16 protein-coding genes are annotated in these 15,039 nt (G+C 59.4%); 9 read left to right on the forward strand and 7 right to left on the reverse strand.

What is annotated here, in order from left to right; translation table 11 throughout:
• Positions 1-16 precede the first annotated feature (16 nt).
• Positions 17-1,432, reverse strand: a complete 1,416-nt coding sequence (locus tag TRM7615_RS06145; RefSeq protein WP_108786038.1) for a D-alanyl-D-alanine carboxypeptidase family protein — start codon at positions 1,430-1,432, stop codon at positions 17-19.
• Positions 1,433-1,641: 209 nt separating this feature from the next.
• The gene (locus TRM7615_RS06150) at positions 1,642-2,349 is read right to left on the reverse strand and encodes an HAD family hydrolase (RefSeq protein ID WP_108786039.1); all 708 of its coding nucleotides are present in this window, start codon (positions 2,347-2,349) and stop codon (positions 1,642-1,644) included.
• Between the two features lie 86 nt (positions 2,350-2,435).
• Between TRM7615_RS06150 and clpS the strand changes: the two genes are divergently transcribed.
• The 4 genes from clpS to hemF are packed head-to-tail and all read left to right on the forward strand — an operon-like array spanning position 2,436 to position 5,499.
• Entirely contained in the window at positions 2,436-2,777 is a 342-nt protein-coding gene (clpS, locus tag TRM7615_RS06155; protein ID WP_108786040.1) for an ATP-dependent Clp protease adapter ClpS, read from the forward strand.
• A gap of 9 nt (positions 2,778-2,786) precedes the next feature.
• A complete protein-coding gene (locus TRM7615_RS06160) occupies positions 2,787-3,764 on the forward strand; it encodes a class I SAM-dependent methyltransferase (protein ID WP_108786041.1) in 978 nt (325 codons plus the stop codon).
• Between the two features lie 36 nt (positions 3,765-3,800).
• A complete protein-coding gene (locus TRM7615_RS06165; protein ID WP_108786042.1) occupies positions 3,801-4,601 on the forward strand; it encodes an SDR family NAD(P)-dependent oxidoreductase in 801 nt (266 codons plus the stop codon).
• Positions 4,602-4,614: 13 nt separating this feature from the next.
• Positions 4,615-5,499 (forward strand): oxygen-dependent coproporphyrinogen oxidase, encoded by an 885-nt coding sequence (gene hemF / locus TRM7615_RS06170; RefSeq protein ID WP_108786043.1) that lies wholly within the window; start codon positions 4,615-4,617, stop codon positions 5,497-5,499.
• A 249-nt stretch (positions 5,500-5,748) separates the two neighbouring features.
• Here the strand turns inward: hemF and TRM7615_RS06175 are convergent, their stop codons facing one another.
• The 3 genes from TRM7615_RS06175 to hemC all read right to left on the reverse strand — a co-directional run bounded on the left by TRM7615_RS06175 (position 5,749) and on the right by hemC (position 8,253).
• Complete coding sequence (locus TRM7615_RS06175) at positions 5,749-6,162, reverse strand: hypothetical protein (protein WP_108786044.1); 414 nt, start codon at positions 6,160-6,162, stop codon at positions 5,749-5,751.
• Positions 6,163-6,266: 104 nt separating this feature from the next.
• Positions 6,267-7,211 (reverse strand): fatty acid desaturase family protein, encoded by a 945-nt coding sequence (locus tag TRM7615_RS06180; RefSeq protein WP_108786045.1) that lies wholly within the window; start codon positions 7,209-7,211, stop codon positions 6,267-6,269.
• 82 nt (positions 7,212-7,293) lie between these two features.
• Positions 7,294-8,253 (reverse strand): hydroxymethylbilane synthase, encoded by a 960-nt coding sequence (gene hemC / locus TRM7615_RS06185; protein WP_108786046.1) that lies wholly within the window; start codon positions 8,251-8,253, stop codon positions 7,294-7,296.
• Between the two features lie 103 nt (positions 8,254-8,356).
• Here hemC and hemE point away from each other — a divergent pair, with 103 nt between their 5' ends.
• Entirely contained in the window at positions 8,357-9,400 is a 1,044-nt protein-coding gene (gene hemE / locus TRM7615_RS06190; protein WP_108786467.1) for a uroporphyrinogen decarboxylase, read from the forward strand.
• 64 nt (positions 9,401-9,464) lie between these two features.
• On the opposite strand, the gene TRM7615_RS06195 is transcribed toward hemE, so the two are convergent.
• Entirely contained in the window at positions 9,465-10,547 is a 1,083-nt protein-coding gene (locus TRM7615_RS06195; protein WP_108786047.1) for a CaiB/BaiF CoA transferase family protein, read from the reverse strand.
• Between the two features lie 88 nt (positions 10,548-10,635).
• On the reverse strand, positions 10,636-11,616 hold the full coding sequence (locus tag TRM7615_RS06200; protein WP_108786048.1) for a DMT family transporter: 981 nt from the start codon (positions 11,614-11,616) through the stop codon (positions 10,636-10,638).
• 175 nt (positions 11,617-11,791) lie between these two features.
• On the opposite strand from TRM7615_RS06200, the gene TRM7615_RS06205 reads away from it, so the two are divergent.
• From TRM7615_RS06205 to TRM7615_RS06220, 4 genes are all read left to right on the forward strand, one after another.
• Entirely contained in the window at positions 11,792-12,304 is a 513-nt protein-coding gene (locus tag TRM7615_RS06205; protein ID WP_108786049.1) for an SRPBCC family protein, read from the forward strand.
• Positions 12,305-12,395: 91 nt separating this feature from the next.
• Positions 12,396-13,325 carry an ABC transporter ATP-binding protein gene (locus TRM7615_RS06210; protein ID WP_108786050.1) on the forward strand — a complete coding sequence of 310 codons (930 nt, stop codon included), beginning with the start codon at positions 12,396-12,398 and terminating at the stop codon, positions 13,323-13,325.
• Entirely contained in the window at positions 13,322-14,083 is a 762-nt protein-coding gene (locus TRM7615_RS06215) for an ABC transporter permease (RefSeq protein ID WP_108786051.1), read from the forward strand. The genes TRM7615_RS06210 and TRM7615_RS06215 overlap by 4 nt, the downstream gene beginning before the upstream one ends.
• Positions 14,084-14,241: 158 nt before the next feature.
• Positions 14,242-15,039: a S49 family peptidase gene (locus TRM7615_RS06220; protein WP_108786052.1), complete on the forward strand. Its 798-nt coding sequence runs from the start codon at positions 14,242-14,244 to the stop codon at positions 15,037-15,039.

The following is a 15,039-nucleotide window of genomic DNA, read 5'->3' on the forward strand; positions in this document are numbered from 1 at the left end:
GTGCTGGTGGTAATTTCTAGGATGGGCCAATCATGAAGCAGGTCACGTTGCGTGCCTTCAGGCGGCGACAGGCCAAATCGGCCTGATCGCGGGTCATGCCCTGAAATGTGGCGTCAAAACCTCGGGCGGACTGATCGACTTTGCGCAGCGTTCCGTCGAGCGTGGCCATTTCCGCCAAAGCAGTGCGCAGCAGAACCTTCTCGGCCTGATAACGGTTTGTGTAACGTCCGACGTTGATGCCCCAATGGTGGCCACCGGACGTCGACAGGCGGGTCACAACCTCTTGTTCGGGCTGTGGGGGGGCTGCGGGTTCAGGATCGGTTGATGTCAGTACCAGGTTTTCCGGCCGCAAGGCTGGACGGGTGCCAGGTGCTGTTGCAGGGGTTGAACCGACTTCGGCGATCACTTCGTTGATGCTGGCCTGAATGCTGTCCTCGTTTTGCTTGGCGGCTTCAGCCACCAAGACGGCCGCAGCAGCGGGACGCGATTGCGGACGCAGGCTGGTCTTTGGCGCTCCGGCCAGACGGATCGTCTTGCCGCTGCCACCGGTCGTGGTGTTGCCAACATATGCGGGGCGGTTCGGCTTGCGGATCGGGGCGCGGGATGGGGCGCGGCGGAACCCAAGATCCAGCAACTCGGCCACTTTGGCGTTTCGCGACGAGCTGGATTTGCCGCCAAAGACCGTGGCGATGACGCGTTCATTGCCGCGTTTTGCTGACGCCACCAGGTTGAAGCCTGCCGCGCGGGTGTAGCCCGTCTTGATCCCGTCAGCACCCTGATAGGCGGCCAACAGGCGGCGGTTGGTGTTGTTCACCGATTTGATCCCGGCATTTGTCGATTTGCGCGAGAACAGATTGTAGTACTGCGGATAATCATAAAGCAGATGCCGCCCCAGCGTGGTCATGTCCCGAGCGGTCGACATATGACCGCTTTCGGTCAGGCCATGCGCGTTCTTGAACGTGGTGCGCGTCATTCCGAGTGCCTTGGCCGTGCGGGTCATGCGACGGGCAAATGCGGCCTCGGACCCGCTGATCGCGATGCCGATGGCCGTGGCCGCATCGTTCGCCGATTTTACGGCTGCGGCCCGGATCAGATAGCGGAACGCAATGCGCTGACCGGACCGCAGGCCCAGTTTCGATGGCGGTTCGCTGGCGGCTTTGCTGGTGATGCGCACTTTGGTGTCGAGCGTGATTTCGCCGTTTCGTACCGCTTCGAATGCGATGTAAAGCGTCATCATCTTGGTCAGAGAAGCCGGATGCAATCGGGTGTCGGCATTTCGTGAATGCAAAACCTCGCCCGTGCGGGCATCAATCACCATAGCGGCATAGGGGGCCGCCCGCGCGCTGAGTGGAATCAGTACGCACAGCCAAACGGCTGTGAGAATAATAAGGCCCAAACGGGCCGGCTTTGTACGCCGAACCTGCACGATCATTGCCTCTGTCTGCCTCAGGCCGCCGATTTTTCGGCTGGCTCATTGATTAGTTACACACAGGCTAACACAGGGATTCCTCAAAATAAACCCGGAGGTTGCAAGCCTATGTTGATTTTCCGAACTACGAGAATCCACATTTAGGGGGCGGCGCAACGAAGTCCGCAATACCGGCCATTGTGGCAACAATGAGGCGGCGGGAAGTCGCCGTGTCAGCTCAACCGCTCAACAAGCGCAGGCAGGGTGCCAAGATGCTGCAATTCGTGGAACCGCGGATCTTGCGCAGGAGCTTCGGCGTGTTCGATCTCCCAGGTCAGACCGTGGGGGACATAGACACCCCAACCGCCGGCCTTGATCGCAGGTACAACATCCGAGCGCATGGAGTTGCCCACCATCATCGCCTGTTCGGCCCCATGACCATGCCGAGCAAAAATGGCAGCGTAAGATGCTGGCGTTTTTTCACTGACGATCTCGACTCCATCGAACAGGTCACCCAAACCAGATTGGGCCAGCTTGCGTTCCTGATCGAGTAGATCGCCCTTGGTGATCAACAATACCCGGTGCGTTTCGGCGACAGCCCTAACAGTTTCCTGGGCATGTGGCAGCAGCTCGATTGGGTGGGCCAGCATGTCCTGACCGGCCTCGATCAGCTCACGGATTACAGACGCTGGAACGCGATCCTTGGTTACCTCGATCGCGGTTTCGATCATCGACAACACAAATCCCTTCACGCCATAGCCATAGTGCCCGATGTTACGGCGCTCAGCCTCTAGCAAACGTTCGGCCAGGTGGTCGGGGTCGGCGTGGTCGGTCAATAGTTCTGCAAAGCGATCCTGGGTCAGTCGAAAGAAGCGTTCGTTGTGCCATAGGGTGTCGTCAGCGTCAAAACCGACAGTGGTGAGTTTACGATCCGTCGACACCTGTTCGCTTTCTCTTTTCTAAACCGGATGGAAGGTTATATAAGCCACTATACCAAACCCAACCCCCAACCGGACTGTTCTTCGTGATGTTGCTACAACCCTTGATGATGTCGGACAACCCAGGCGACGACAACGACACCTCGGTGCTTGTTGAAACCCGGCCCAAGACCAAGCGTCCGCCGCTGTACAAGGTGTTGCTGCTCAATGACGACTACACCCCGATGGAGTTTGTGGTCCATGTTTTGGAACGGTTTTTCGGGATGACTCACGCCGAGGCGTTTGAGATCATGCTGACGGTCCACAAGAAAGGCGTCGCCGTGGTTGGCGTGTTCAGCCACGAGATTGCCGAGACCAAGGTGGGTCAGGTGATGGATTTCGCTCGTCGTCATCAGCACCCGTTGCAATGCACCATGGAACGCGAAGAGTAAGGCGCGCCGATGTCTGTCCGCCTGTCCCTGGCGCTCGATTCGGGCGACCTGCTGCCGTGTGATAAAATTTCGGTCGTTATGCCGACCCCGGATCATGATCTGAGCGATCTGCCGAAAACGACCCATATCGTGCAGCCGTTCAAACCTTTTCACGACCATTTCCAATCCCAAGGGTTCGCCTGTACCCCTGTTAGCGACGACCCGTGTGATCTGGCTATCGTCTTTGTGCCTCGGGCCAAGGCGCTGGCGCGGGATCTGGTGGCACGGGCCAGCCGGCAGTGTTCTGGGTGGGTCCTGGTCGACGGAACAAAGACCGACGGTATCGATAGCCTGCTCAAGGACATCCGCAAGCGCGTGGCCGTTTCAGGCCCGATCTCCAAAGCGCATGGCAAGATATTCTGGTTTCCGGCGCAAGAGGCGGATTTTGCCGACTGGTTGGCGCCCGAGGCGCAGGTCGTTGACGGGTTCCAAGTAGCGCCAGGGGTCTTTTCTGCGGATGGGGTCGATCCGGCCTCGGCGCTTTTGGCGCAGGTCTTGCCCGAGAAGCTAGGCTGCCGTGTGGTCGATCTGGGGGCTGGGTGGGGCTATCTGTCGGCGCAGGTTCTGAAAAATGCCAAGGTCGAGCAGCTTGATCTGGTCGAGGCCGATCATACCGCGCTGACATGTGCGCGTGCCAATATCACCGACCCGCGCGCGCGGTTTCACTGGGCGGACGCCCACAATTGGGCCGCCGGAGAACTTGTAGACACGGTCGTGACGAACCCGCCGTTTCACACCTCTCGCGCCGCCGATCCGGCGCTTGGGCGGGGGTTCATCGCAACAGCCGCGCGCATCTTGGCGCCATCGGGTCAGCTATGGTTGGTGGCCAACAGGCATCTGCCGTACGAAACCACGCTGGCCGAGCTGTTTGGACAGGTCAAAGAGGTTGCAGGCGATAATCGGTTCAAAATCTTGCAGGCGACACGACCTGCTCGCACGCGGCGTTGATCGCCGTTAACGTGTGCCCACATCAGGAGGATTCGCATGTCCTTTTCCATCGCAGGTAAAACCGCAATCGTTACAGGCGCAGCCAATGGCATTGGTTTGGCCATCGGGCGTCATTTTGCTGACATGGGGGCAAATGTGATGTTTGCTGACATGGACGAGAAAAGCCTGATCAGTGAGTTGGGCGAGCAGGCCGACGAAGGCAACATTCGTTACTTTGCAGGGGATCTACGCGAGAAGCTGACGATCGCCAACCTGCTCTCGGCCACATTGGACGCCTTTGATCAAATCGATGTGCTGGTGAACGGCGCACGTCAGGTGGCGCCGTCGGACCCGCTGGATGCGGATGATCCGTCGGTCCGGACCTTGCTGGACCAGAACTTGTTTCCTGCCCTGCGACTCAATCAGTTGGTGGCCAGGCGGATGATCAAACAGTCGGAAGATCAGGACGAAGGCACCGCCGGGTCAATCATCAACCTGTCGTCGATTGCCGCGCGGCGGACCCATCCCGAACTGTTGGGGTATTCCGTATCCTCTGCGGCCTTGGATCAAATGACCCGATCGTTGGCCGTGGCGTTGGCGCCCAAACGCATCCGGGTGAATTCCATCGCGCTGGGTTCGGTGATGAGTGCGTCGCTGCAAAGTGCCCTCAAGGACAACCGGGATGCGCGCACCGATATTGAAAACCACACTCCGCTGTCACGGATTGCCTCGCCGACCGAGTTGACTGAAACAGCCCAATTCCTGGCCTCGGACGCGTCCGCGTTCATGACTGGTCAGATCCTGACGCTGGATGGGGGGCGCACCTTGCTCGATCCCGTCGGCGCCGCAGCACATTAAGAAAAAGAGCCGCATGTTCGAGACAGAAAAAACCACCGCCGCTGCATGGTTTCGCAGCCTGCGGGATGAAATCGTCGCCCGGTTCGAAGCGCTGGAAGAGAGCCACACTTCGGGGGCCTTCTCTGAGATGGAACCGGGGCAGTTTGAAGTGACCCCGACCAAACGCACGGCCGAGGATGGATCGGACGCCGGCGGCGGGTTGATGTCCGTCATGCGTGGTGGGCGTGTGTTCGAAAAGGTCGGCGTCAACGTATCCGAGGTGCACGGCACTTTGGGAGAGCGGGCGCAGGCTGCGATGGCTGCGCGCAAGGGCATTCCGGGCATGACCGAAGACCCGCGGTTCTGGGCCAGCGGGATCTCTTTGGTGGCGCATATGCGCAACCCGCATGTACCGGCGGTTCACATGAACACGCGCATGTTCTGGACGCCGCATGCCTGGTGGTTCGGTGGCGGCTCGGACCTGAACCCGTGTCTGGAATATGACGAAGATACCGCGCACTTCCATGCCGAGCAAAAGCGCCATCTAGACCCGCACGGGCTGGCGCACTACCCGCGGCTCAAGGAATGGGCGGATGAGTATTTCTATATTCCGCACCGCAAACGTGCGCGCGGTGTCGGCGGGATCTTCATGGATGATTATTGCACCGGCGATTGGCAAGCCGATTTCGAGCTGACCCAGGACATCGGGCGCGCCTTTTTGCCCGCCTTTGTGCCCCTGGTCGAGCGCCGACGCGAGGCGAACTTCAACGAGGCTGACAAGGATGCGCAGTTGGTGCATCGGGGGCTCTATGCGGAATACAACCTGGTTTATGACCGCGGCACCAAGTTTGGTCTGGAAACCGGCCACGACCCGGATGCCGTATTGATGAGCCTGCCGCCCTTGGCAAAGTGGGTCTAAGCACTTCTAACGCAGTTCTGTGCAGGCGGCGTGCTCCCGCCCGTCGATCGGGCATCAAAGATGCCCGTCTCCCGTTGGGCCGGGCCTCGCTTCGCTCGGCGGTTGGCGCGGATTTGCATCCACCCGAGAGAGATGCGCGAGATGTCGTCTGGACGAAACCGCGCCGAGCGACAAGCGAGGCGCCCGGCCCAAGGCCGTTAGCGGTGCTGACGAAGTCAGGGCCGCTCGGGTGCGGGAGTTCTTCCGAAATCAGAATGGCCAGAGCTCATCTTCGATCCGATCGTAGCAATAGTTCTGCGCCATATGCGCGGGCATGTTGTCGCCGACCTTTTTGACCGTCACTGAGTAGCCGGTCGATGTGTCTGCGCCTTGGGGTGGGTTCAATGCAAACTGAACGCCTTTGCGCCCCTGAACAGTCACCGCAGGTCCAACCGCTTGTACAAGATAGACCCTCTGCGTTGCGCTGGTGCGTAAGACGCGGATGGCATAGTCGCCAGCACCACACCAGAAGTCCTTGGGCGCTGATCCGTGGCGATTGACCACTTCGAACACACCGCTTTTGTTGACGGGATAGACCTCGAACCGATTGATGGCTTGAAACCCGGCGGCCACAGTGGGGAGAGCCACAACGGCGGCCAGCAGCAAGGACAGTCTTACGCGCATGGGTGTTACCTTTCAAAAACTGAGTACATCTTCAGGTTAGCAGGGTAACCCGAAACGACCCTGCCGCCAGCATACCCGCCGTTTCGTGAGCGGAGTTGATCTACTTAGGCGGACCGCCATCCAGCCTCTCGCAGTGCTGCACCATAGTTGGGGGCGGTCTTCATCTGTGATCCCAATCCTTTGCTCAGCAAGGCTTTGTGCATCTTGGGCAAGTTATGGCAAGGCACATGCATGACCATGTGATGCTCGAGATGATAGTTGACCCAATAAGGCGCCACCAGCAACCGCGCCAGCGGTCCGGCCATCGTTGTGCGCACGTTCTGCAAGGGGTTCTCGGATTGCTCGGTCGCACCGTGTTCCGCGATGTTGCGCACGCGCAGGACAAACTGAAACCAGGTCAAGTAAGGCAGTAGCCAAAAGGCCAGCCCCCACCACCAATCACCGATCAGCCCCATAATGACCATGACGCCAATGAACACGGGCATCGATTTCCAAAACTGCGGGGCTTTGAAACTTTGCGCGAAATCCGAGGCTGCAGATTCCATCGCTTCTTTGTCGCCTGCCAATTGGAAAGATCTCATGATCTGACCCAACAGCTGCTTGGACCCGGTGCGACCGGTCAGATCGCGGCTAAACTTGCGTTTGAGTGATGCATGCGAAGTCGGGAACTTGGACGACAACACCAGATCGGGGTCCTTGTCCGTCTGCGTGAACCGGTGATGGGTCAGGTGATAGTGACGGTAAGCGGCCAACTCGGCCAGGATGGGTCGACCGCAAAGCCATTCGCCCACAACGTCGTTCAACCTGCGGCTCTTGAACAGCGCGTTGTGCGCAGCTTCGTGCATCAGGATCGCCAGGCCAAGCTGGCGCGATCCGATCACGATCAAAGCAATCAAGAATGTCACCGGATTGGGCCAGAAGCCAAACAAGGCCACGGCAAGCGCAATCGTACCCCAGCAATGCAAGGTGAGCCAGACACCCATGGCGTCCGACCGCTCGGCCAGAGGGCGAATTTCTTCAGTGCTCAGATAAGCTTTTCCAGGTGTCATGGTGGGTCCTCCTCCGCCCGGTGACGGTCCCAACCCGATGACAGTCTGTCAAATTCAGCGTCGCGTCACAACTCTCGTGACGTCACGACCGCCATTCGAAAAAACCTTGTCCTGCTTGCTCCAACAGTTTGGCCGCCATCGAGCGGCCCAGTTCAGCGCCATCTTCGATCGGGCAGGTTTGGTCGTCTCGGATCACTTCGGTGCCATCAGGTCGCAGCACTTCACCGCGCAGGCGCAGGGTGGGGCCGTCCAGCTCGGCCAGGCCGGCGATAGGTGTTTCGCACGAGCCATCCAAGGCGGCCAAAAAGGCGCGTTCGGCCCTCAGACGCTGTTCGGTCTCTTGGTCATGGATGGCGGCCAGCAAATCGGCGGCGCGGGTGTCGTCGATGCGGCGTTCAATGCTGATCGCGCCTTGGGCAATCGCGGGCAACATATCCTCGGGCGGGATTGCGGTGGCGGGAACACCGTCCATGTCCAAACGGTTGAGGCCCGCGAGCGCAAGGAACGTGCATTCGGCCACGCCATCGGTAAGTTTTTTCAGACGGGTCTGCACGTTACCGCGAAATTCAACGACGTTCAGGTCGGGGCGGCGGTTGAGCAGCTGCGCGCGGCGGCGCAGGGACGAGGTTCCGACAATCGCACCCGTCGCCAGATCGGCAATTGACGTTGCGCCCGCAGAGATGAACGCGTCGCGCACATCTTCGCGCGGCAGAAACGTGTCCAGGATCAGTCCGGCAGGCTGCACGGTTGGCATGTCCTTGGTCGAATGCACGGCGATGTCGATGTCGCTCCGCACCATCGCCTCTTCGATTTCCTTGGTAAACAGCCCCTTGTTGCCGATCTCTTTGAGCGGTCTATCTGCCTCGATCATGGCGCGGTTGTCGCCGGTGGTCGTGATCACCACGATCTCGAACGCGTCATCGGGCAGGTCATGCGCGGCCATCAGCCGATTGCGGGTCTCATAGGCCTGGGCCAAGGCAAGCGGAGAGCCACGGGTGCCGATCTTGAGCGGGGACGCGGGGGTTGGAAGCTGTGCTGTCATCCCCCTGCTTTAGTCGCGTCACATTGCCCTGACAATGGGGGCACTGCTTGACAAATTGCCGCCGAAGGCAGAACCGGTGGTGGAAACGGACATGGGGATGAGCATGGGTGAACAAAAGAAGCTGTTGCGCGCATTGGCAGGCGAGACGCAGGAAGTGCCGCCAATCTGGATGATGCGGCAGGCCGGTCGCTATCTGCCGGAATACCGTGCGACCCGTGCACAAGCGGGTGACTTCCTGTCGCTGTGTTACAACCCCGAGCTTGCTGCCGAGGTTACCCTGCAGCCTATCCGTCGCTATGGGTTTGATGCGGCCATCCTGTTTGCCGATATCCTGCTGGTGCCACAGGCGCTGGGCGCGGATCTGTGGTTTGTCACAGGCGAGGGGCCGCGTCTGTCGACGATTACGTCGCAGGCCGATTTCGACGCGCTGAAACCAGCCACGGATATTCACGAGACGCTGAACCCGATCTATGAAACCGTCCGCATTCTGTCGCGTGAACTGCCATCCGAGACCACGTTGATTGGCTTTGCCGGTGCACCCTGGACCGTTGCGACCTATATGATTGCGGGACGTGGCACCCCAGACCAAGGCCCGGCTCATGCACTGCGTGAAGGCAACACAGCGTTGTTCGAGGCGCTGCTGGCGCGGATCACCGAGGCAACGATTGATTACCTGTCGATGCAGATCAAGGCCGGGGCCGAAGTGGTCAAGATCTTTGACAGCTGGGCCGGGTCGCTCAAGGGCGAGGCGTTTGACAAATACGCGCTGGAACCGGCGCGGGTGATCACGGCGGCTCTGAAAGAGCGTCACCCAAACATCCCCATCATCGGCTTCCCCCGCGAGGCGGGCGACAAGTATGTTGGCTTTGCCAAAGCCACCGGTGTGGATTGTGTGGCGCTGGACAATTCGGTGTCCCCGGATTGGGCGGCGGCGAATGTGCAGGTTGACGGCTGCGTTCAGGGCAACCTGGCCTCGCGTCACATGGTGACTGGCGGTCAGGATTTGGTTGATGAAACGCGAGCCATCGTAAAAGCGTTTTCGGGTGGTCCGCATATCTTCAATCTGGGTCACGGGATCACGCCGGATGCCGATCCCGAGAATGTGCAGTTGATGATCGACACGGTGCGCGAAGGGGCACGCGGGTAGGGGGCTCTGCCCCCGTCGCTTTGCGCCTCCCCCGCCGTATTTACACCAAGAAGAATGAAGGGCGTCAGCCTTTGAGGCTGGCGCGGATCTCCGCATCGTGTTCACCGCGTTCCGGGCTAGGACTGGGCGTCCAGTCATAGGTGGAAAACCGTGGCGCGCCTGCTGCTTGCAGGTTGCCGCCCTGCTCTGTCCAAGTGTTTCGGGCCGCGTTCATTGGATGGGTTTTGGCCTCTTCGGGGCTGAGCACCGGAGCGACGCAGGCGTCGGTGCCAACAAATATCTCGGCCCAATGATCACGGGGATGGCTTGCAAAGATGCCCGTCAGACGATCGGTAAGGGTTTGCCAGAGCTTGGGGTTGTACTGTTGCTGAAAGTCCGGGTCGTCAGATAGACCCAAAAGGTCCAGGAAGAGGGCGTAGAACTTGGGTTCAAGGCATTGCACGGTCATGAACCCTCCGTCGGCACAGCGATAGGTGCGGCTCCAATGTGGGCCGTCCAGCAGGCTGCGGCCGCGATTGTCGGACAGGTTGCCCGTTTGGCGCAGATTCATCAGCAGGTTCATCATATGGGCCGAGCCGTCGTAGATTGCAGCATCCACCACCGTGCCTTGACCCGTTTCGCGCGCGTTCAGAATGCCCGCGAGCAGTCCGGTCACCAGATACATGGCGCCACCGCCGATGTCGCCGACCAACGTGGCAGGGGTTTGTGGCGCGTCGCCAGGGGCGGAGCTGTACCAGAGCGCGCCCGACATCGAGATGTAGTTCAGGTCGTGACCCGCCACCTTCTCCAAAGGGCCGTTTTGACCCCAGCCGGTCATGCGCCCATAGACCAGGCGCGGGTTCAACTGCTGGCAAACCTCCGGTCCGACGCCCAATTTCTCCATCACGCCGGGGCGGAACCCTTCGATCAGGCCATCAGCAGTTGTGATCAGCGCCTTGAGTGTTGCCAGGTCGTCCGCATCCTTGAGGTCCAGCGCAATCGAGCGTTTGCCGCGATCCAGGAGGGAACGGTCTGGCATGCCGGGTGTCACAGCGCCGCCCTTGCGGTGCACAACAATCACATCCGCGCCCAGGTCCGCCAACAGCATGGAGGCAAACGGGCCGGGCCCCAGCCCTTCGATTTCGATGATGCGGACGCCGTTCAGCATGGTTTTGGTTCCCTCTTCCCTCAATGGGTGCAGGGTTTCCGGGACACCGCATGAATGCAAGCGTCCAATGGTGCGACGTGGCGTCTGCTCAATATCGCCCTTTGACCTCGGTCCGGGCCACACGCCGTGCCTTTTGCTTTTCGCGCAGGAAGACGAACAGGCCCGCCCCCATGATCATCGCCATGCCTGCCCAGACCTCGAGCGAGGGGATTTCTGCCCAGAATAACCAGCCCCAGAATACCGCCATCGGCAGGCCGATGTATTCAAAGGGGGCAACTGTCGCCGCGTCGGACAGGCGATAGGCCTGTGCAAGGCAATAGCCAACAATACCGGAATTTAGGCCAAGGCCGATGAAGTAGTACCAATCGGTTGTGCTGGGCCAAACCCAGGCGCGCAGCAGGAAAACCCAGCTGGGGTTTTCCAGCCCCTCAGCATAACGCCCGTCGCCCGCAACAAGGTAGAAGCCGATGGAGACGAGGATAAACATGCCTTGGATGTAGACAGCCAGCGCCGAGGCTTTGGTTGTCGCGCCAAGCTTGCGTGTCATCACCTGGTTGATGGCATAAGTCAGCGCCGCAAGAACCGGAAGCAACAGGACGATACGGTCAGCCGTGGCGCTGTCGCTGCCCTCCCACGGGCGTTGCATCAGGATCACCCCGGCAAAGCCGATGACAACAGCTGTCAGGCGCATCACCCCGACCTTTTCGCCGAGCATGGGAATGGACAGTACGGTGATGAACAAAGGCGCGGCAAAGAACAACGCTGTGACATCCGCCAGGGGAAGCGCGGCGAGGGCCACGAAAAAGCTCATGTTCGAGGCCACGACCATGATGCAGCGGACGCTGTGCAGGACCGGATGCCGGGTTTTCAGCAGCGATACGCCACCCTCGAAATAGACAAACACCATGGACAGGGCGATCCCGATCGACGAGCGCAGGAACACCATCTGATGCAGCGGATAGCCGCCCGACAACTGCTTGATCAGCATATCGTTGATCGAAATCGCGATCATGCCCGCGACAATAAAGGCGATTCCCGCTCCGGGCCGGGAGTGCGTGATATCTGTCATGTGGTGCTCCAAAACGCTGGGGCCGATGAATTGCCTCGCGTCTGTCGCCACCGCTATCACAGATCGGGCGTTTGTCTATCTCTGTTTTTGATAGCTGGCCTTCGCGGGGTTGGCGGTTATGTTTGGCTGGATTAGACAAGGACCATTCAATGACCCGGCCCAAGGAGCACGACCCATGCAAATGAGCGACACGCGCCAGATCAAGGCAGACCCCGCTGCGGTTTATGCGGCCCTCCTGGATCCCGAAGTGCTCAAGGCCTGCGTGCCCGGTGCCCAGGAGCTGAGCGGAAACCCGCAGGATGGATATGAGGCGACCGTGGTGCAAAAGGTCGGTCCGGTCAAAGCGACGTTCAAGGGCGTGGTGAGCATGTCGGATCTGGTCGAGAACCAGAGCCTGACCATCGCGGGCGAAGGAAAGGGCGGTGCCGCTGGTTTTGCCAAGGGTGGCGCAAGTGTCACCATTACCCCCTCTGAGGGTGGTACAGAGCTGGCCTACGACGTCGAGGCCAAGGTGGGCGGCAAGCTGGCGCAACTGGGTAGCCGTTTGATCGACGGGTTTGCCAAAAAGATGGCAGATCAGTTTTTTGCCAATCTGCAAGAGCAGTTGGAAGGCCCAGATGAGGGTGCCGAAGAAGAAGTCACTGAAGAAAAGAAGTCCTGGCTTGGTAAGTTGACTGGCCGCGACTGACCCTGCATTCGCGCGCAGGGGGCTGTGCATGGACGCTCTGTTCCTTTGTTTGTCGGGCGACTAATGTTCCCGCCGAAACAACGGAGCAGACATGTCCAACATCCTGTCCATCACAGACCTGCGCAAATCCTATGCGGGCGGGTTTGAGGCGCTCAAGGGCGTCTCTCTTGACATTCGCGAGGGCGAAATCCTTGCACTTCTGGGGCCAAATGGTGCCGGAAAAACCACTCTGATTTCTACCGTTTGCGGAATTACCACGCCGACCTCCGGCACCGTGACCGTCGGCGGTCATGATATCCAGTCGGACTATCGCGCGGCCCGTCAGATGATCGGGCTGGTGCCGCAAGAGATCAATCTGGAGCCGTTTGAAACCGTTTGGAACACAGTGCGGTTCACTCGTGGGCTATTTGGCAAGCCGCGCAACGATACTCTGCTGGAGCAGATCCTGCGAAAGCTGTCACTTTGGGACAAACGCAAGAACGCAACCAAAGAGCTGTCGGGCGGCATGAAGCGCCGGGTGCTGATCGCCAAGGCTCTGGCGCACGAGCCACGTGTGCTGTTTCTGGATGAACCCACCGCAGGCGTCGACGTCGAGTTGCGCAAGGACATGTGGGAGATCGTGGCCGAACTGAAAAAGGACGGCGTGACGATCATTTTGACCACCCACTACATCGAAGAGGCCGAAGCCATTGCCGACCGTGTTGGCGTGATCAACAGTGGGCAGATCCTGTTGGTCGAGGACAAGGACACGCTGATGGCCCAGATGGGCAAGAAGCAACTCGAGGTCGAGTTGACCGAGGCGATAGCGGAAATTCCCGCCGCGCTGTCACAACATGACCTGACCCTGATCCGGGACGGGCATGCGCTGCTTTACACCTATGACACGCGCGCTGATCGCACCGGGATCACGGCGTTGCTTAACGATGTGGCGCAAGCCGGATTGGTGTTAAACGACGTACAGACCCGCCAAAGCAGCCTTGAAGACATCTTTGTCGATCTGGTGTCAGGAGAACGCGCATGAACTGGACCGCAATCGCATCCATCTATCGGTTCGAAATGGCGCGGTTCTTCCGCACCCTGGCGCAGAGTTTTATCTCGCCGGTGATTTCAACTTCGCTCTATTTCGTGGTGTTTGGTGCCGCCATCGGCAGCCGCATCCAAGAGGTTGAGGGTGTGTCCTATGGCGCATTCATCGTGCCGGGGCTGATCATGCTGTCGGTAATCACGCAATCCATCTCGAACGCATCTTTTGGGATCTATTTCCCGAAATTCATAGGCACGGTGTACGAACTCCTGTCCGCTCCGGTGAATTTCCTTGAAATCGTCTGTGGTTATGTCGGGGCAGCGGCGACCAAGGCGCTGTTCATAGGTGTGGTGATTCTGGCGACGTCGATGCTGTTTGTGGACGTGAGCATTCAGCATCCCTTTGCGATGCTGGCGTTTTTGGTCCTGACGTGTCTGAGTTTCGCTTTGCTGGGCTTCATCATTGGCATCTGGGCCGGGAGCTTTGAGCAGTTGCAATTGGTACCCCTGCTGATCGTGACGCCGCTGATCTTTCTGGGTGGATCATTCTATTCCATCTCGATGCTGCCGCCCATTTGGCAGACCGTCACGCTGTTCAATCCGGTGGTCTATCTGATCTCGGGCTTTCGCTGGTCGTTCTTCGGTATTGCGGACGTGCCGATCGGGCTGAGCCTGTTGGCCATTCTTGGGTTCACGATGTTGTGCCTTGGGGTCATCTGGCTGATTTTCCGAACAGGTTGGCGTATTCGCAGCTGAGTGGCGCGCAAACCCAATAAACCAAGAGAAATTTTGCAGATGACGCCATTCGGCGTCGTTGCAAAATTGCCCTTGGACTGTGGGAATTTTGTTGCCGTCGCGTTTCTGTCCTGTCCGGCGTCTTGTTTGTCGGTGGGTGGCATTCTACATCGGCTTTCATGAAACTGAGCCTGCCGTTTGTAAAAAAGCCGCCACTGGTGGCCGTTGTTCGTCTGTCTGGTGCCATCGGTATGGCCGGACGCGGGGCGTTGAATGATACCTCTTTGGCGCCCGTGTTGGAAAAGGCCTTTCGCAAAGGCAAACCCGCCGCGATTGCGTTGGAGATCAACTCGCCTGGTGGTTCGCCGGTCCAAAGCTCTCTGATTGGTGCGCGCATTCGGCGGCTGTCAGATGAGCTGGACATCCCCGTGTTCGCGTTTGTCGAAGATGTCGCGGCATCAGGCGGCTATTGGCTGGCGGCAGCAGCAGATGAGATTTGGGCCGACGACAGCTCGGTCCTGGGCTCGATTGGTGTTATATCCGCAGGTTTTGGCGCGCATATCTTTCTGGCACGCCAGGGCTTTGAGCGCCGGGTGCACACGGCTGGGCAGTCCAAGTCAATGCTCGACCCGTTCAGCCCGGAAAAGAAAGAAGACGTCGAACGGCTTAAGGGCGTTCTGGACGACATTCATGGCAATTTCATAGACCACGTCAAAACCCGGCGCGGCGACAAGCTGAGCACCGAGACGGACCTGTTCACCGGCGAGATCTGGTTGGCGCGCAAGGCGACCGAACTGGGGCTGATCGACGGGATCGCGCACCTGAAACCCAAGATGCAGGAACGGTACGGCGACAAGGTACGGTTCCGTCGCTATGGATTGCGCAAGCCGTTCTGGTCGCGGTTTGGCGCTTCGGTGGTGCAAGACGCAGTTGCGGGGATAGAGGAACGCGCTGCTTACGCGCGGTTCGGTCTCTGA

The sequence above is a fragment of the Falsiruegeria mediterranea M17 genome (assembly GCF_900302455.1).
Lineage (GTDB): Bacteria > Pseudomonadota > Alphaproteobacteria > Rhodobacterales > Rhodobacteraceae > Falsiruegeria > Falsiruegeria mediterranea.

Bases quoted from the DNA above. Each gene is read 5' to 3' on its own strand.
- TRM7615_RS06220 (WP_108786052.1), top strand. From the start codon at position 14,242: ATGAAACTGAGCCTGCCGTTTGTAAAAAAGCCGCCACTGGTGGCCGTT.
- TRM7615_RS06165 (WP_108786042.1), top strand. From the start codon at position 3,801: ATGTCCTTTTCCATCGCAGGTAAAACCGCAATCGTTACAGGCGCAGCC.
- TRM7615_RS06210 (WP_108786050.1), top strand. From the start codon at position 12,396: ATGTCCAACATCCTGTCCATCACAGACCTGCGCAAATCCTATGCGGGC.
- TRM7615_RS06175 (WP_108786044.1), bottom strand. From the start codon at position 6,162: ATGCGCGTAAGACTGTCCTTGCTGCTGGCCGCCGTTGTGGCTCTCCCC.
- TRM7615_RS06215 (WP_108786051.1), top strand. From the start codon at position 13,322: ATGAACTGGACCGCAATCGCATCCATCTATCGGTTCGAAATGGCGCGG.
- TRM7615_RS06160 (WP_108786041.1), top strand. From the start codon at position 2,787: ATGTCTGTCCGCCTGTCCCTGGCGCTCGATTCGGGCGACCTGCTGCCG.
- TRM7615_RS06205 (WP_108786049.1), top strand. From the start codon at position 11,792: ATGCAAATGAGCGACACGCGCCAGATCAAGGCAGACCCCGCTGCGGTT.
- hemC (WP_108786046.1), bottom strand. From the start codon at position 8,253: ATGACAGCACAGCTTCCAACCCCCGCGTCCCCGCTCAAGATCGGCACC.
- hemF (WP_108786043.1), top strand. From the start codon at position 4,615: ATGTTCGAGACAGAAAAAACCACCGCCGCTGCATGGTTTCGCAGCCTG.
- TRM7615_RS06180 (WP_108786045.1), bottom strand. From the start codon at position 7,211: ATGACACCTGGAAAAGCTTATCTGAGCACTGAAGAAATTCGCCCTCTG.
- hemE (WP_108786467.1), top strand. From the start codon at position 8,357: ATGGGTGAACAAAAGAAGCTGTTGCGCGCATTGGCAGGCGAGACGCAG.
- TRM7615_RS06145 (WP_108786038.1), bottom strand. From the start codon at position 1,432: ATGATCGTGCAGGTTCGGCGTACAAAGCCGGCCCGTTTGGGCCTTATT.
- TRM7615_RS06200 (WP_108786048.1), bottom strand. From the start codon at position 11,616: ATGACAGATATCACGCACTCCCGGCCCGGAGCGGGAATCGCCTTTATT.
- TRM7615_RS06195 (WP_108786047.1), bottom strand. From the start codon at position 10,547: ATGCTGAACGGCGTCCGCATCATCGAAATCGAAGGGCTGGGGCCCGGC.
- clpS (WP_108786040.1), top strand. From the start codon at position 2,436: ATGTTGCTACAACCCTTGATGATGTCGGACAACCCAGGCGACGACAAC.